This window comes from Nocardia arthritidis NBRC 100137 (genome assembly GCF_001612765.1).
GTDB classification, from domain to species: Bacteria; Actinomycetota; Actinomycetes; order Mycobacteriales; family Mycobacteriaceae; genus Nocardia; species Nocardia arthritidis.
This window is the reverse complement of the sequence record NZ_BDBB01000018.1, coordinates 111733-128000: the sequence shown is the minus strand read 5'-3', so window position 1 is coordinate 128000 and position 16268 is coordinate 111733. Positions and strand designations below refer to the sequence as shown.

The window sequence follows — 16268 nt, the reverse complement described above, 5'->3', positions numbered from 1 at the left end:
GCCGGGGAGTCAGCCGTGGAACAGGCGGCTCAGTTCCACGAGCCAGGGTACGGCCACGGCCTGGGTGGGCACCACCAGGATTGCGGCCGAGCCGAGATAGGCGGCCGTGGCGATGCGGATGTCACCGATCCGCTCGCTGAGTCGCTGGATACGGATGAGCGTGGTGGGACCGCCCGCGGCGAGCGCGCCCTGCGGCGCGGTGGATTTCGCACACGCGACGAGCGCGCGGGCCAGCGGCTTCGGGCCGGTGACCTTGACCGCCGAGTCGTCGGCGAGCAGTTCGATGAGCAATTTGACCGAGCCGAGCGCGGCCTTGCTGCGCACCACTCTCGGAAATGCCTCGTGCACCGCCGTGAACGCCTCCAGCACGAGATCGTGCCTGGCCCGCAGGTGCGAGCGTTCGTGGCTGACGATGGCGGTGACCTCGGCGTCGGCGAGATTGGTCAGGGTGCCTTCGCTGAGCACGACGCGCTGGCGCAGACCGGGCAGGCAGTAGGCGATGGGCTCGGGCGCGGCCAGCACCCGGATGTCGGCCGCGCGCCGGTGCGGCCCGCTCTGGTCCAGCAGATCCACGAGCATGCGGTGGCGCGCCCGCCGCCTGCGGGTGTGCACGCCGACCCGGATGACCGCGTAGATCAGCCGGGCGCCGACCAGCAGGGTGAGCGCGAAGACGAACACGTAGGCCAGCCACAGCGGCAGGCCGAGCGCGTCGATCTCCCGGGTCGGCGCGGTGGTCGGGCGGCCGTCGGGACCGGGTACGAGCAGCTCGGCGGCGATGGCCAGCCCGGAGCCGAAGGCACTGAGCACGGCGGCGAGCGCGATGGCCTGCCAGAGCACCAGCGCGGCGCGGGGCGTCCGGTATGTCCAGGTCGCCCGGCTGAGCAGGGCCGGGGCAGGCCCCGCGAGAAGCAATGCGAGTCCGGCGAAGACCGGCGCGGTTGCGTTCATCGACTCAGCTCACTGCGTTGTGGGGCCAGGGCGCCCGAGGAGTCTACTGCGGCGGCGACGCCGAATCCTCGTCCTCGGTAGCTTCGAGCTTAGCGAGTGCTTCGCGCAAGGCGGCAGCCTCGTCCTTGCCGACCTGCTCCACGAAGTGCACCAGCGCGGCTGCGCGGCTGCCCGCCGCGTCGGCCTGCTGTAGGGCGTCGACCATCAGACTGGCCACGAGTTCGTCCCGGGTGTGCACGGGCGCGTACCGGTGTGCGCGGTCGTCGCGCCGCTGCACCACGAGGTTCTTCTTCGCGAGGCGTTGCAGCACGGTCATCACCGTGGTGTACGCGAGTTCACGGCGTGCGGCGAGCGCCTCGTGCACCTGCCGGACCGTTTGTGGTTCGTCGGCCGACCACAACTGGTCCATGACCGCTTTCTCGAGTTCACCAAGACCTGCCATTCCACAATTTTAGGTACTCAACGACGCCGATGCGTACTACAGGATGTCGTAACCATGAAATAGCCGGTGTGTCATTTCTCATAGGGCGCCGATTCGGCCCCCGTATCGGCGGGTCCGCCGACCTTTCCGCGGACATGCCGCGCCCCGATCGGCACGATCATCGGTCGGCCCGACACCGGGTCCTCGAGCACCGTGGCGTCCAGATCGAACACGGCGCGCAGCAGCTCGACCGATATCACCTCGCCCGGTGCGCCCGCGGCGACGACGCGCCCGTCGCGCATCACGACCAACTGGTCGCTGTAGCGGATCGCGAGATTGAGATCGTGCAACACCATGACGACGGTGCGCCCGAGATCGGCGTGCAACCGGTCCACCAGGTCGAGCACCTCGATGGAGTGCGCCAGATCCAGATAGGTGGTCGGCTCGTCGAGCAGCAGGATGTCGGTGCCCTGGGCCAGCGCCATCGAGATCCAGGCGCGTTGCCGCTGCCCGCCGGACAACTCGTCGAGCGCGCGGTCGGCGAGGTCGGCGATCCCGGTTCGGTCCAGCGCGGTCGTCACCTCGGTTTCGTCCGTCCCCGACCATTGCCGGAACCAGGATTGGTGCGGATGGCGTCCGCGGGCGACCAGATCGGCGACGGTGAGTCCTTCCGGCGCGACCGGCGACTGCGGCAGCATGCCGACGACGCGGGCGACGTCCTTGGTCTTCATCGTCGAAATGGCCTTGCCGTCCAAGATGACTCGGCCTTCTCTGGGGCGCAGCAGACGGCCCAGCGAACGCAACAGGGTGGACTTTCCGCAACCGTTGGGTCCGATGACGGTCGTGACCACACCAGGGGTGATGGTCAGGCTCAGCCCGTCGACGATCACCCGGTCGCCGTAACCGAGAGTGACCTCCTCGGCGCCGAGCCGGTGCCCCGGAGCGCTCGCCCGCCCCGTGACCTCGGGGGTGGTGATGTCTGCGATCGTCATGACAGCGTCGCCTTCCGGTTCATACGCACGAGCAGGTACAGCAGGAACGGTCCGCCGAATGCCGCGGTTACGACGCCGACAGGCAGCTCGACCGGAAACAGCGTGCGCGAGGCGACATCCGCGCCGACCACCAGGATGGCGCCGACGACGGCGGAGCCGACGAGCGGTTCGCCCGGGGTGCGCAGCAGGCGGCGTGCGATCTGCGGCGCCGCGAGGGCGACGAAGCCGACCGGCCCGACGGCGGCGGTCGCCACCGAGGCGGCCACCACGGCCGCCCCGATCAGGATGGCCTGCTGGGTCTGGATGCGTACTCCCAGTGCACGCGTGGTGTCCGAGCCGAGGCGCAACGCGGCGAGGGTGCGGGCGGAGGCGAGCCCGACGACCGCGACGGCGCCCGCGGAGATCGCGGCGGGCGCCAGGTGCGCGGAGTCGGCCGCGTTGAGCGATCCGTTCAGCCACAGCTGCGCGCGCTGGGCGTCCCCCAGGCTCGCGCGGGTGAGCAGCCAGCTGATCCCCGCCGTCAGCAGGGCGTTCATCCCGACGCCGATCAGCACCAGCCGCAGTCCGGTGGCGCCGTACCCGCCGGTGGCGGTGCGGCCCCAGGCGAGCAGGTAGACGGCGGCGGCGGTGAGCAGTCCGCCCGCCAGTGCAGCCAGCGGCGCACCGACCGAAGCGGCCGGTCCGGTGCTCGCGCCGCCGGTGCCGACCAGCACGGCGACCGCCCCCAGGCTCGCGCCCGAGGTGATGCCGAGCATGTCCGGCGCGGCCAGCGGATTGTGCAGGACGGACTGGGTGATCGCGCCCGCGAGCCCGAGCGCGAGGCCGACCACGAGCGCGGTGAGCGCGCGCGGCAGCCGCGATTCGAGCACGATGAACCGCTGTGCTCTGGAGCCGCCGCCGGTGAGCACGTCCAGTACCCGCCCGAGCGGCAGATGGGATTCGCCCACCGCGATCTCCAGGCAGAAGAGTCCGAGCGCCAGCGCGATCAGGACCGCGACGATCAGCATCATCCGCGGTCGCAGCACCGCCGACACCGGGCCGACGCGCAGTGCGGGTCGTACGCTCGTGGTTCGCGGCGAGATCGTCACAGACTCACCAGCTTCCGCCGACGCACGAACGCGAGGAAGAACGGCACACCGACCACGGCCAGCATCACCCCGACCTCCAGCTCGCCCGGCCGGGCCACCAGACGACCCGCCACGTCGGCGCTCAGTAGCAGCAACGCGCCGAACAGCCCGGAATAGGGGATCAGCCAGCGATTGTCCGGCCCGGTGATCGCGCGTGCCAGGTGCGGGACGACCAGGCCGAGGAAGGCGATCGGACCGACCGCCGCCGTCGTCGCGCCCGTCAGCAGCACGACCGACGCGAGTCCGAGCGCCCGGCTGCGGCCGACGTGCACGCCGAGTCCGCGCGCGACCTCGTCGCCCAGGCCGAGGACATTCAGTCCCGGCGCTGCCAGCACCGCCAGCAGCATGCCCGCCGCCAGGAACGGCAGCACCTGCCAGAACACCGCGGCGTCGCGGCCGGCGACCGTGCCGATCACCCAGAACCGGTAGCTGTCCAGCGCCGCTGCGTCGAACAGCACGACGGCGTTCGTCATCGCCTGCAGGAACGCGGTGACCGCGGCGCCCGCGAGCACCAGGCTCAGCGGACTCGCCTTGCCGCCGCCCACCGAGGAGGTCGTGAACACCACCACACCGGCGATCAGCGCTCCGGCGAAGGCGAACCAGAGGTATTGCTCCGGTGCGCTGAAGGCGAACAGATACGTGCTCAGCGCGGCGAGAAACGCCGCGCCCGCGTTGAGCCCGAGCAATCCGGCGTCGGCGAGCGGATTGCGGGTGTAGCCCTGGATGAGCGCGCCCGCGATACCCAGGGCCGACCCGCAGAGCAGCGCCAGCGCGGTGCGGGGCAGGCGCAGGCCGCGCACGATCTGCTCCTCGGTGGAATCGGCCGCACAGGCGAAGGGCCCGCCGGGGCAGGTGAGCGCGTGATGCACGGCGTCGTACACGGTCACCGGCGCGAGTGAACGGGCGCCGACCGCGACGCCGGCGAACACGGCGAGCAGTAGCAGGACGGTCGAGACGAGAAGTCCGGAAAGACGTCGCCGCCTCACGGTGGCAAGGGAAGTCACGGCGACGAGCTGCTCCTGAAATCAGCGATACGGTTGCTAGGTCTGGTAAGCCTAACCTATCTTTCGCTACAGACGGGCATGGCCGAGTGTCCGCCGCGCCGCGCGACGGAGCCGATCCCCGAGGAGGTTCGATGACCGAGCTCATCACCACGCCACATCGCTCGACGACGGCGTTCGGACGCGCCGGTGCCCGGCTTCGCGCGCTGCAACCGGAGCATCCGCGGGTCTACGCCGTGGCCGCGATCGCGGAACAGGGGAAACGGCGCTGGTGGCAGCTGGCGGACGGCGTGCGCGAAGGGCGCGTCGAACTCATGTACCGGCGGCACGCGGCGGAGATGATCAGCGCCGACATCGCGGCGGAAGTAGTTGCCACGGCCCTGATCCACGCGATCGCCGGGCGGGTGGTCGCGTTGCTCGTCGCGGAGGGGCGGGCGTGGGATCCCGGGCTGGAGAACCTCTGGATCCATACCGACAACGATGGCGGAATCGACTGGGCGGGCCTGTCGGACACCACGATTCGCGTGATCGACGGTGACCCGATGGCGGGCGGTCCCGGTGTGGTCACGCTGCCGTGCGCGGAAGCGATGTATGTCTGGCTCGCGCATCGCTGCGCGTCCGCGCTGACCGTCGTCCAGCAGAGCATGGCCCGCTGCTCCGGTTTGAGTGCCCGGCGGTTCTGGTCTCTCGTCGGTGAATCGGTAGCGGGCGCTGCGACTTACGTACCAGATCTCGCGCGGACCGATTCCGCTACCGGTGCCAGGCGTGGGCAGGGACTGCTGGCGGCGATGGCCGAGCGCGGGCTCCCCGTGCGGCGGTCCGGGCCTTGTCTAGTTAGGTAAGCCTGACCTATACTAATAACCGGCGTACGGATCGTGCGAGAGTCCCGAGGGCTGCGGTGACCCCCGATCCCTTGCCGCGGCGGGCTCCACTCCCCGTGGGGCCCGCCGCTCTGTTTCCCTGTGAGCTACGTCGCCCGCGCTGGCGTGCCGCCTCGTCCCGGATCTAGTCTGACGCCGACACGCACGTAGAACCCGCTGCACAACAAGGGTATTCGTCGTCCGGTCGTCCTCGGTGGGTCACCGCCGCGCCGCGGATCCGGCCCGGCGCCGTGTCGCGATCATCGGTGCGCAGCGTCGCGCGCCGGGCTCCGAGCCGTCGATGATGCCCGCCTGCCCTCTCGCAGGTTTCGCGGTGGCTCTCCGGAAGTTCGAGGGGTTGTCAGCTTGCCCACCAACACACGGTCCCGTCCCATCGCTGCGGTGCTGGCCGCCGTCGCGGTACTCGTGATTCCCGCCTGCGGCTCCGGCGAGCAGCGGGCATCGAGCGAATCCTCCCCGCACGCCGCGCCGCACTGGGATTACGACGCCGAGGGCCCCGACCACTGGGCCGACCTGGACCGGGACTTCGTCACCTGCAAGAGCGGCCATCAGCAGTCGCCCGTCGACCTGCCCGGTCACGCCCGGCTCGAGCCGCACGAGCACACCACCGTCGACTACCACTCGACACCCACGGTGACGCTGCGCAACACCGGGCACACCGTGCAGGCGAATCTCCCCGCGGGCAACGGAAATCGCATCGTGGTCGACGGCGTGCCGTTCGAGCTCACCCAATTCCATTTTCACCTGCCGAGCGAGCACACCGTGGACGGCGTGGGCACCGCGATGGAAGCGCACTTCGTGCACAAGAGCGCGGCGGGCGAGGTGGCCGTGCTCGGTGTGCTGCTGCAAGCGGCGCCGGGACCGTCGGCCTTCGCGCCGATCCTCTCGGTCGCGCCACGGGCGGTGGACGCCGAGACCGTGGTCGCGGGCCCGGTCGACCTGCGCTCGATGCTGCCGGGCGCCACCGATCAATACCGCTATCAAGGTTCGCTCACCACGCCGCCGTGCAGCGAGGGCGTCCCGTGGACGGTGCTCGGCAGTCCGGTCACGGTGACCCCGGACGACGTCGACCGGTACCGGACGCTGTTCGCGCACAGCAACCGGCCGACCCAGCCGCTGAATGGCCGGACGGTCACGCTGGCGGGCGGGTGAGGGCGCTCCGGTAGTCGACCTCGGGTGTGGGGCACGGAGGCCGGCACCTGTGCGGACCCGACGTGAGGCCGCGACGGCGGGGAGCGGACGCTGTGCGACAGTGAATGCATGACACAGCAGGAGACCCAGCAGGTCGGCTCGCTGGCGGATGTGACGCCCGAGCAGATGAACGCCTACAGCGAAGGCACCTTCGCCGACCTGATCGGCCTGCGCTACACCGAGATGAGCCCCGACCGCGTGCGCGGCGAGTGGGTCGTCAAGCCGCATCTCTACCAGCCCGCGGGCATTCAGAACGGCGGCGTGTACTGCACCGTCATCGAGACGCTCGCCAGCATCGCCGGCGGCGTCTGGTTCGGCGACCAGGGCACGGTGGTCGGGGTGAACAACAACACCGATTTCCTGCGCGCGGTGCGCGAGGGCACGCTGTTCGGCGAAGCGACGCCGTTGCATCGCGGCAGGCTGCAGCAGCTGTGGCAGGTCGTCATCACCGACGAGCAGGGCCGCACGGTGGCCCGCGGTCAGGTGCGATTGCAGAATCTGCCGCACCGTTCCTGAGCGCTCCTCCGGCGACGGCGGAACGGGCGTGCCAGAATGTCCGTCACCCGCCACTGTGAACCGGTGAGGAGCCCGGATGCGACTGTCACCGCACGAGCAGGAGCGCCTGCTGCTCAGCTACGCCGCCGAGCTGGCCCGGCGCAGGCAGGCCCGCGGGCTGAAGCTGAACCATCCCGAAGCGGTGGCGCTGATCACCGACCACGTGCTGGAAGGCGCGCGCGACGGCCGCACCGTCGCCGAACTGATGTCCTCGGGGCGGACGGTTCTCACTCGCGACGATGTGATGGAAGGTGTGCCGGAGATGATCCCCGACGTCCAGGTCGAGGCGACCTTCCCGGACGGCACCAAGCTCGTCACCGTGCACAACCCGATCGGCTAGGCGAATCGGTATGCGATACCCGAGCGACCCCGAGCCCGACCGAGGCCCGGCGTGATCCCCGGCGAGTATTTCTGCGCCGAGGGTTCCATCGAACTGAACTCCGGTGCGCGCCGCCTCGAACTGGACGTGATCAATACCGGTGACCGGCCGGTGCAGGTCGGCAGCCATGTGCACTTCCCGCAGGCGAACGCGGCGCTGGAGTTCGACCGGGCGGCCGCGCACGGCCATCGTCTCGACATCCCGGCCGGGACCGCGGTGCGCTTCGAACCCGGTCTCGGGCAACGCGTGTGGCTCGTGCCGCTGGGCGGCGCCCGCGAAGTGCACGGCATCAGCCTGACCCCGCCGGGCCGTCTGGATGATTAGCGCGTGTGCCCGGCGAGGGCCGGGACAGAGGGCGCGGGCTCAGGAGGTAGGACGCGATGAGTGAGCTGAGCCGGGCGCGGTACGCCGAACTGTTCGGGCCGACGACGGGCGACCGGATCAGATTGGCGGACACCGATCTGCTGATCGAGATCACCGAGGACCGCAGCGGGGGACCGGGGCGCGCGGGCGACGAGGCCGTGTTCGGCGGCGGCAAGGTACTGCGCGAATCCATGGGCCAGTCCCGTGCGACGCGCGCCGAGGGCGCTCCCGACACGGTGATCACGGGTGTGGTGATCATCGATCATTGGGGAATCATCAAGGCGGACGTCGGTATTCGTGACGGACGGATCAGCGCGATCGGCAAGGCCGGCAACCCCGACACCATGACCGGCGTGCACCCGGACCTGGTCGTCGGCCCGTCCACCGAGATCATCGCGGGCAACGGCCGCATCCTCACCGCGGGCGCGATCGACTGTCACGTGCACTTCATCTGCCCGCAGCTGATGGAGGAGGCGCTCGGTGGCGGGATCACCACCCTCATCGGCGGTGGCACCGGTCCGGCGGAGGGCAGCAAAGCGACTACGGTGACACCCGGCGCGTGGCATCTCACACGCATGCTCGAGGCCACCGACGCCTGGCCGCTGAACATCGTGCTGCTCGGCAAGGGCAACACCGTCAGCGCCGAGGCCATGTGGGAGCAATTGCGCGGCGGGGCATCGGGATTCAAGCTGCACGAGGACTGGGGCTCCACGCCCGCCGCGATCGATGCCTGCCTCACCGTGGCCGACGCCGCGGGGGTGCAGGTGGCGCTGCACTCGGACACCTTGAACGAGGCGGGCTTTGTCGAGGACACCCTGGCGGCGATCGCCGGGCGCGGCATCCACGCCTACCACACCGAGGGTGCGGGCGGCGGGCACGCGCCCGACATCATCACCGTCGCCGCCCACCCGAACGTGCTGCCCAGTTCGACCAACCCGACGCGTCCGCACACCGTCAATACCCTCGACGAGCACTTGGACATGCTCATGGTCTGCCACCACCTCAGCGCGTCGATCCCGGAGGATCTGGCCTTCGCCGAGAGCCGCATCCGCCCATCCACCATCGCGGCGGAGGATCTGCTGCACGATCTCGGCGCCATCTCGATGATCGGCAGCGACTCGCAGGCCATGGGCCGCATCGGCGAGGTCGTGCTGCGCACCTGGCAGACCGCGCACGTCATGAAACGCCGGCGCGGTGCCCTGCCGGGCGACGGCGGGGCCGACAACGCCCGGGTGCGGCGCTACGTCGCGAAATACACCATTTGCCCGGCCGTCGCGCACGGCCTGGACCATGAGATCGGATCGATCGAAGTGGGCAAGCTCGCCGACCTGGTGCTCTGGGAGCCCGCTTTCTTCGGCGTCCGCCCGCACGCCGTCCTCAAGGGCGGCGCGATCGCCTGGGCCGCGATGGGCGACGCCAACGCCTCCATCCCGACCCCGCAGCCGGTGTTGCCGCGCCCCATGTTCGGCGCCGCCCCGGCGACCGCCGCCGCCACCTCGCTGCATTTCGTCTCCGAGCAGGCGATCGAGGACCGCCTCGCCGACCGGTTGCGGGTCCAGCGCGAACTGGTGCCGGTCCGCAACGTGCGCGGCGTGACCAAGACGGACTTGCCGCACAATGACGCCATGCCGCGCATCGAGGTCGAGCCCGACACCTTCACCGTCCGCATCGACGGCGAGGTCTGGCGCGAAGAACCCGCCACCGAGTTGCCCATGGCGCAGCGGTATTTCCTGTTCTGATCGTCCTCGACGGACGATCACCCCCGCACATGGCCGCGGTGAGGTGTATGGGTCTCGGTGGTGTACCACTTGTGCGGCAGCTAGCCGGGGAGGAGCGTATAGTCCGGTAGCCTGCTGGGCCTCGAGGAAGGGAGGGAAGCATGTTCCGACCAGGTGAGCGGGGGGTGGGGCGCCGGGTTCTGCTGGGCGTTGTGGGCGGAGGGACGTTTCTGGCGGCGATGTTCGCGACCTCCGCGGCCGCGCCGTTGCCGTCCGGTAGCGGGTCGGCCGGAGCGCCGGACGGCTCCACGGTCACCTTGAACGACTATTGCCAGGATCCCGGCGCGGTCGGCCACCTCGCCGACGGGCGGACCGTCTACTGCACACAGGTGCAGGGCACCGACGCGTTCGTATGGTCCTACAGCCGAGACCCGATCCCGCGCGACCCCAACACTCGCGGCTACACCTGCGACAGCGATGCCTGCCACTGGCCCGACGGCACCGCCGTCCCGAACTACCAGCGCTGCGGGATCCTGTGCGGCGAGCCTCCCACCAGTGGCGACAGGCAGAGCGGCCTCTACGACTGTGTCGAAACGGGAACCGAGTTCGAGGAGTGCGAGCGCCGGATCAGATGAGTCGGTCGCGGCGCTGCCTGCGGTAGCGAGACTCGATCCCGCCGATGCTCGCCCGGCGGCACTCGGCCCGGCATAGGATCCGCACGGGCTGCAAACCTGCGCTACCCGGCGGCCGCCCGAAGATTACGGGAGCCGGTGCTCGTCGACCGAGGTGCTCAGGCCGGTGCCGTTGAGGTCCAGATACAGCAGGCGCTCGGTGACCGACAGGGTGACGGTGTTGCGCCGTTCGACGGCGGCGACGGCGGCATCGATGAAGTCGCGGTCGAAGCTGTACAGCGGTATGGCTTCGGCGCGATGGATGCGTTTGCCGGAGAGTTGCGCCAGCACCTTGATCGGATCGCGATGGGTGTAGACGGCGACGCGTTCGGCCAGTTTGCTGCCCCGGTGCAGCCGCTCCGCGTCCGGTGCGCCGACTTCGATCCACGCGGTGACGCGCCCGGTGAGGTCGCGAACCAGCACCGCGGGCTCGTCGGTCGAGGAGACCCCGCCGTCACTGAATGCGATGCCCTCCTCGTACTCGAGGCAGTAGGCCAGCACGCGCGTCAGCATGAACTCCGCGGATTCCGACGGGTGACGCGCCACCCGCAACTCCAACTCCTGATAGACGCCGCGATCGACGTCGGCCAAGTGGACGGCGAAGTTGTGCAGTGTCGCGCTGAGTGCCATAGGTGCAGCAGCTTAACCCGAGGTGCGCTGGGTGCCGCGCCTTGCCCGTTGCCGGACCGCCAGGTAGGGCGGAAGACGTCTCGGAGCCCGAAGCCGGCGGCTCGGCGAATGTCGTCGGCGGCTTCTAGGATTCGGCGGTGACAGTTACGCGTGACGACTTGGCCGGTTACGTCGAGCGAGACTTGGACGCCGACCTGGCGCGATGGTTCGCCGATCGGCCGCCGGTCACCGTGCCGGAGGAGACCAGGCCTGTGGCGCCCTTCCTCGAACGGTTGGCACCCTCGAACGCGGCGGCGCTCGCGGCCTTCGATCGACGGGTGCGATCCGGGCGGATGCCGCAGTTCCTGGACATCCATTCTTGGTCCTACGGTTTCGACTTCGCCGGAAACGACTGCGGGATCCGGGATTCCGACTACGAGACCGAGCTCACCGACGGCGATGTGTACTCGATCGGCGCGGACGGCGGCGGCAACCTGTACGTGGTGCTCACCAACGGGCAGATCGCGATCTGGTTCCACGAGGAGGAAGTCGTCGAAGGAGAGACCCGTTTCGACGACCTCGATGTCTTCCTCTGGTCGGTCGTGCGGTACCACGCGGTGCGCGCCGGGGTCCTGGAACCGGCCGCGGTCGAGGCGGATTTCCTGTCCCTGGGCCAGGACGGCGCGCTCGAGCCGAACCTCGGATTGCTGCGCTTCATGAAGTAGCCGCCGACCACGCGATGTCCGCCTGGTGCGGCACTCATCAGGTCCGGCAACTTCGTTGTAGGAGTAGACATCCCCGGCGGGACCGGTGTGGGGCAGGGAGCGAATTGCGGTCGCCGCCCACTCCCACGACCCGTCGCTCAGTCTTCGCCCGCTCGTCGCTGAAACGGCCTGCGGGCCCGGAATATGTCGCGGACCCAGGGTGCTCGGCGGTGGTGGGGACGACTGCGGTCGGCCCAGAGCGGATTGGATTCGTCCCGGCGGTAGGCCGCGAGCTGACCCGCGATGGCGAAGTGCAGACGGGTGGCTTTGCCGACCACCTCACCGTCGGTGGCCAGCGCCTCCGGAGTGGGCAGCTGCACGAAGAGTTCGGGCAGCTGGCGCTCGCCGTATACCTTGCTGTGGCCGATCGCCGCCAGCAGCAGCGCCAGCACGGCGCGGGTGCGCGACCACCGCAGATCAGCGCGCAGCCAGCGCACGTCGAGCAGCCCGGCGTCGAGGCGGTCGCGGAAAGCGGGCACAGCGCCGTGCGGGTGATAGGGACCGTTGCCCACGAACAGGAACCACACCCGCTGCCAGCGCCCGTCCAGGCAGATCTCGATCGGCTCGGCCCGGCGCAGGGTGACCACGAGCGCGGCGGCGAAGGCAGGCCACTTACCCCAGCGCGGCTGCCACTTCTCGCGCAGTTGCACCAGATCCGGATAGGCGCCGAGGCTGGCCGTGTTGATCAGATGCCTGGTGCGCGAACCGGTTTCGTCCTCACATTCGACGCTCGCGATGTCGACCGCGACCGCCTCGCCGACGCCGGTGGCATCGATCACCTCGCGCAGGTCGTAGACGCCGAGGTCGCGGGCGAAGTGGTTGAGCGTGCCGGTGGGGATGACGACCAAGGGCAACTCGTGGCGCAACGCGACCGCGGCCACGGCGGCCACGGTGCCGTCACCACCGGCGACGCCCACCGCCAGCACCGGTTCACCGTGCTCGGCGATGGCCTGTTCGAGTTGTTCGGCACAGTCCAGATCGGGTCGCGTGCGCAGCACGGTGGCGGCGGGCAGCGCTGCCGCGACGTCGTCGGTGGGATCGTAATTCGGATCGCCCGAGATCGGATTCACCATGACCACAAGGCCTTTGCCCTCCACCAGGGTGGGAACCTCGCGGACCGGGCGGGCTTGCGCCTCGTCGGATTCACGCACCGGCCACCAGCGCCGTGTGGCCAGTGCGACACCGGAACCGACGGCCGCGCCGACGAGCACGTCCGAGCTCCAGTGCACGCCGGTGTGCACCCGTGAGTACGCGACGGTGGCGGCCAGCGGGGCGACGACCAGTGCGGTACGCGGGCTTTCCAGAGCCACGGCCGTGGCGAACGCCGCGGCGGTGGCGCTGTGCCCGGAAGGGAACGAGGAGGACGTGGGGGCGGGAGTGAGTCGCCGGTGCATCGGCAGGAGTTCGGCGGCCGGCCTGCGCCGCGCGATGAGCGATTTGAGGCCGACGTTGACGATGAGACTGGCTCCGGCGAGGGAGACGACACCGCGCAGCGCGGCTCGCCGAGGTGCGCCTTGGCGGGTGGCGAGCAGCGTCGCGATGAACAGCCACAGCCCGCTGAAATCGGCGCTGTTGGTGATGCGCAGCAGCCCTCGGTCGACCGTCGAAGCAGGCAGGTCGGCGACCGCGCCGCCGATCGCTCGATCGATTCGTCCGATACCTTGGAATTTCCGGCGCACCCACATACTCACCCGGTCGACACTACCGATCACCGCGCAGACCTCGCCGAACGCGGTGCCGCGCAGCATTCGTCGGCAAGTGACCTCCGGGACCGGGCAGAGATGGTGATCATGCCGAACACATGCCCGGAAAATCGCGGATGTAACGGCGTGCGTCCGATCCCGACTTCCAGTTGTCGGGAATTCGAAAGGGAGGCGAATGAAGACGATCATCGCTGCGGTGGTGACGGCGATCGCGGTGAGCGTGGCTGTCGCGGGTTGTCAGGGCGAATCGGGTGCGCCGGCGACCGGAACGAGCGAACCCGGCCGGTCCACCGTCGAGGCCACTCGAACAACGCCTGCGCGGGGCGCCACCACCACCGAGGACGCTCCCGCGAAAGTTCCTGCTACCAGCGGAAAAGGGCGATGCGTCGATCCCGGGTCGAGCGTGGTCGCCAGCGCGATGACTTCGCTCGGGCCCGCGCCGGGCGGCACGCCGTACGTGGTCGACAGTGCCACCGACGCGCCCGCAGGGGCTTGCCCCGAACTGCTGTGGGTGCTGGCCGCGACACCCGGCGGAACGGCGAGTTCCCCTTGGCACGTGCTGTTGTTCGACCACGACGGCTATCTCGGCACCGCGACGGCGAAAGCGACATCCTACACGACGGTGGTCGGTTCGGGCGAACGCGATGTGCGGGTGCAGTACCGGTGGCTGGAGGGTCGCGACGCGAACTGCTGTCCCTCCGGCGGTCCGGTCGTGATCACCTTCACTCTCGCCGGCGACGGCCGCACGGTGACACCGAGTCCGGCGATCCCCGACCAGGTCGGATGATCCCAGCGGCTGTCCGTTCAGGAAAGGCGCTCTGCCGCAAGCCTGCGCAGAGCAGCGAGTGCGAATCAGGTATTGCCGGATTCTCCTCTCCGCCACAGTGCCACCGGTTGGCAGGCCGGCGGAGATCGGCGGCACGATCACCGGGCGCAGAGAAGAGTGCGCTCAAAGGCGTCGCCGACCAGAAGCCCGTGTGTGGCCTCTCTTGAGACGGCGGCCGGTCTCCGAACCAGCACTGGCGCGTACCCGACCGACGATGGAGAATCCGATGCTCACAGCAGGCCGCCGGCGGGGCTGTCTAGTGCCGTTGACCGTCGGGATCCTTGTCGTCCTGGGATTCGCCGCGTCCCTGGCAATTCAGGCTCGAGTCGAACGAGCCCATCCACCCGCCGCCGCCCCGGCCGACCTCTGCGCGGCGATCGGACCCGCTCTGTTCGAGCAATTGGTGCCCGACGGCGTTCCCTCTCCCGGGGGCAGCTACTCCTCCGGACCGGACGCCGCATGCTCTTACCGGACCGCGGATAGCCGTCCTTCCGGCTCCGACGCGTACGGCCTCCTGGACGTGCGCGTGCTGCGCTACGGCCAGGTCGGGTGGGACTCCGGTGCCGAGCGAGCCGGGGCCGCTCTGGGTACCTCCTGTCGAGGCACCGCGGCGGCCGGGCAGTTGCACAGCGATGGTGCCCTCGGAGACGAGGCGTGTAGCGCCTACAGCGCCGAGGGCGAGGGTGGTACGGCGTACGGTTCGGCTGTGGTCCGCCGTGGCGCCGACCTGTTCTGGGTCGACTATTACATCCACCCCGGTACCGCTGAGCAGGTACGGCAGGGGGTCGTGGCGGTGTCGCTGGCGTGCCTGGCGGGGGTCTCGTGACGAGCGCTGGCCGAGGCCGCCCGCGGTCTGGCCGACTCGGCGCGGCGGACGCGGTGGCCGGGGCCTGCGATGCGGGCCGCGCCCGTTCCGCGAAGCTCCGCAGCGTCGCGGACGCGCTGGCCGCAGGCGCGCTGGCTCGTGCCGACGACCGGGCGAACCGAGTCGTGCAGATGGCGCGAGAAGCGGACGCGGTGGCCGCCGAAGCCACCCGCGCCGCCGACGCATGTTCGGGCACCGACGGTCAACTGAACTTTCGCCGAACACGTCGGCGATGTCGATGGTCGCCTGCGTGATAGCGCTCCCCGTGCGCGTCGGCGCCCCGGATGCCGCGTGTCGCAGATGTCGCCTTCGAGCGTCCGCTGGCGAACATCTCGAGCCGTATGCAACCAATGGTTGCGCGAGAGGCGAAGGTGGGTTAGCGTCATATGCAACCAAATGTTGCGCATGACGAAAGGAATGGCGAGTATGGAGTACGGCAGCATCGAACGCGAGATCTACGTCGACGCCTCGCCCGAGGTGGTCTTCGAGGTGGTCAGCAGCCCGGAGCACATCTCGCACTGGTGGACCGACGATGCCGAATTCGAGGTGGCGTCCGGCGCGGTCGGTGAACTCGTCTGGGGTGACCGGGCGCAGGTCGCTCCGATCACCGTGGTGAACGCTGAGCCGCCTCGGGTGTTCTCGTTCCGCTGGTGCTACCCCGACCGCGAGGTCGACGACTCCGCCGGGTCACTGCTGGTCACCTTCGAGCTCGTTGCGTCGGGCGCGGGTACCACGATCCGGCTCATCGAGACCGGATTCCGGGAGATGGGTTGGGAGGCCGCGAAGTCGGCGGAGCAGTATCGCGAGCACACCGTGGGCTGGGATACCTATATTCCGCGGCTGGGGGAGTACATCGCCCGGCTGGTGTCCACCCGGTGACCGCCGCCGTCGACGACGACCTGTGGTCCGCGGTCGGAGATCCGACTCGTCGGCGGATGCTCGACCTGCTGCTCGCCGACGGCGGCGGCACCGCCACCAGTCTCAGTGAGCAACTGCCCGTCACGCGGCAGGCGGTCGCGAAGCATCTCGGCGTGCTCGACCGCGTCGGTTTGGTGCACGCCACGCCCGCCGGGCGGGAGCGGCGGTACCGGGTGGACGAGGCGCAGCTCGCCCGCGCGGTCGCGCAGTTGTCCTCGGTGGGGGCGGCGTGGGACGCCAGGCTGCGTCGTATCAAGCGGATCGCCGAGGCGATTCAGCGTGGGCAAGACCAGCGGTGAATTCATGGAAGTCAACGGCAATCGACATCGGAAAGAA

The 16268-nt window shown here is 69.8% G+C and carries 19 protein-coding genes; 12 read left to right on the top strand and 7 right to left on the bottom strand.

Annotated features, from left to right (window positions below; genetic code table 11):
• Positions 1 to 9: 9 nt before the first annotated feature.
• The 5 genes from NA8_RS15125 to NA8_RS15105 form a co-directional block, all read right to left on the bottom strand.
• Entirely contained in the window at positions 10 to 948 is a 939-nt protein-coding gene (locus NA8_RS15125; protein ID WP_063051018.1) for a M56 family metallopeptidase, read from the bottom strand.
• A 43-nt stretch (positions 949 to 991) separates the two neighbouring features.
• Positions 992 to 1390 (bottom strand): BlaI/MecI/CopY family transcriptional regulator, encoded by a 399-nt coding sequence (locus tag NA8_RS15120; protein ID WP_063051017.1) that lies wholly within the window; start codon positions 1388 to 1390, stop codon positions 992 to 994.
• Between the two features lie 71 nt (positions 1391 to 1461).
• Positions 1462 to 2361 carry an ABC transporter ATP-binding protein gene (locus NA8_RS15115; protein WP_063051016.1) on the bottom strand — a complete coding sequence of 300 codons (900 nt, stop codon included), beginning with the start codon at positions 2359 to 2361 and terminating at the stop codon, positions 1462 to 1464.
• Entirely contained in the window at positions 2358 to 3449 is a 1092-nt protein-coding gene (locus NA8_RS15110) for a FecCD family ABC transporter permease (protein ID WP_063051015.1), read from the bottom strand. Before NA8_RS15110 ends, NA8_RS15115 begins: the two co-directional genes overlap by 4 nt.
• Positions 3446 to 4492: a FecCD family ABC transporter permease gene (locus NA8_RS15105; RefSeq protein ID WP_063051014.1), complete on the bottom strand. Its 1047-nt coding sequence runs from the start codon at positions 4490 to 4492 to the stop codon at positions 3446 to 3448. The genes NA8_RS15110 and NA8_RS15105 overlap by 4 nt, the downstream gene beginning before the upstream one ends.
• A 131-nt stretch (positions 4493 to 4623) precedes the next feature.
• Between NA8_RS15105 and NA8_RS15100 the strand changes: the two genes are divergently transcribed.
• The 7 genes from NA8_RS15100 to NA8_RS15070 all read left to right on the top strand — a co-directional run bounded on the left by NA8_RS15100 (position 4624) and on the right by NA8_RS15070 (position 10211).
• Positions 4624 to 5331 (top strand): hypothetical protein, encoded by a 708-nt coding sequence (locus NA8_RS15100; RefSeq protein WP_063051013.1) that lies wholly within the window; start codon positions 4624 to 4626, stop codon positions 5329 to 5331.
• A gap of 384 nt (positions 5332 to 5715) precedes the next feature.
• Positions 5716 to 6522 (top strand): carbonic anhydrase, encoded by an 807-nt coding sequence (locus NA8_RS15095; RefSeq protein ID WP_245663846.1) that lies wholly within the window; start codon positions 5716 to 5718, stop codon positions 6520 to 6522.
• Positions 6523 to 6687: 165 nt separating this feature from the next.
• Positions 6688 to 7077 (top strand): PaaI family thioesterase, encoded by a 390-nt coding sequence (locus NA8_RS15090; RefSeq protein WP_245663849.1) that lies wholly within the window; start codon positions 6688 to 6690, stop codon positions 7075 to 7077.
• Positions 7078 to 7153: 76 nt separating this feature from the next.
• Positions 7154 to 7456 carry an urease subunit gamma gene (locus NA8_RS15085; protein WP_063051012.1) on the top strand — a complete coding sequence of 101 codons (303 nt, stop codon included), beginning with the start codon at positions 7154 to 7156 and terminating at the stop codon, positions 7454 to 7456.
• 51 nt (positions 7457 to 7507) lie between these two features.
• Entirely contained in the window at positions 7508 to 7819 is a 312-nt protein-coding gene (locus tag NA8_RS15080) for an urease subunit beta (protein ID WP_063051011.1), read from the top strand.
• Between the two features lie 56 nt (positions 7820 to 7875).
• Positions 7876 to 9597: an urease subunit alpha gene (locus tag NA8_RS15075; protein ID WP_063051010.1), complete on the top strand. Its 1722-nt coding sequence runs from the start codon at positions 7876 to 7878 to the stop codon at positions 9595 to 9597.
• Between the two features lie 140 nt (positions 9598 to 9737).
• Positions 9738 to 10211, top strand: a complete 474-nt coding sequence (locus NA8_RS15070; RefSeq protein WP_157106708.1) for a hypothetical protein — start codon at positions 9738 to 9740, stop codon at positions 10209 to 10211.
• 123 nt (positions 10212 to 10334) lie between these two features.
• Here the strand turns inward: NA8_RS15070 and NA8_RS15065 are convergent, their stop codons facing one another.
• Positions 10335 to 10877 (bottom strand): YaeQ family protein, encoded by a 543-nt coding sequence (locus NA8_RS15065; RefSeq protein ID WP_063051008.1) that lies wholly within the window; start codon positions 10875 to 10877, stop codon positions 10335 to 10337.
• A 137-nt stretch (positions 10878 to 11014) separates the two neighbouring features.
• Between NA8_RS15065 and NA8_RS15060 the strand changes: the two genes are divergently transcribed.
• Complete coding sequence (locus tag NA8_RS15060) at positions 11015 to 11581, top strand: hypothetical protein (RefSeq protein WP_063051007.1); 567 nt, start codon at positions 11015 to 11017, stop codon at positions 11579 to 11581.
• Between the two features lie 137 nt (positions 11582 to 11718).
• Here the strand turns inward: NA8_RS15060 and NA8_RS15055 are convergent, their stop codons facing one another.
• Positions 11719 to 13368, bottom strand: coding sequence for a bifunctional phosphatase PAP2/diacylglycerol kinase family protein (locus NA8_RS15055; RefSeq protein WP_245663845.1), 1650 nt, complete (start codon positions 13366 to 13368; stop codon positions 11719 to 11721).
• Between the two features lie 130 nt (positions 13369 to 13498).
• Between NA8_RS15055 and NA8_RS15050 the strand changes: the two genes are divergently transcribed.
• The 4 genes from NA8_RS15050 to NA8_RS15030 all read left to right on the top strand — a co-directional run bounded on the left by NA8_RS15050 (position 13499) and on the right by NA8_RS15030 (position 16231).
• Positions 13499 to 14110, top strand: a complete 612-nt coding sequence (locus NA8_RS15050; RefSeq protein WP_063051006.1) for an LppP/LprE family lipoprotein — start codon at positions 13499 to 13501, stop codon at positions 14108 to 14110.
• Between the two features lie 265 nt (positions 14111 to 14375).
• On the top strand, positions 14376 to 14975 hold the full coding sequence (locus NA8_RS15045) for a hypothetical protein (RefSeq protein ID WP_157106707.1): 600 nt from the start codon (positions 14376 to 14378) through the stop codon (positions 14973 to 14975).
• A 444-nt stretch (positions 14976 to 15419) separates the two neighbouring features.
• On the top strand, positions 15420 to 15893 hold the full coding sequence (locus NA8_RS15035) for an SRPBCC domain-containing protein (RefSeq protein WP_245663844.1): 474 nt from the start codon (positions 15420 to 15422) through the stop codon (positions 15891 to 15893).
• A complete protein-coding gene (locus tag NA8_RS15030) occupies positions 15890 to 16231 on the top strand; it encodes an ArsR/SmtB family transcription factor (RefSeq protein WP_063051002.1) in 342 nt (113 codons plus the stop codon). The genes NA8_RS15035 and NA8_RS15030 overlap by 4 nt, the downstream gene beginning before the upstream one ends.
• Positions 16232 to 16268 lie beyond the last annotated feature (37 nt).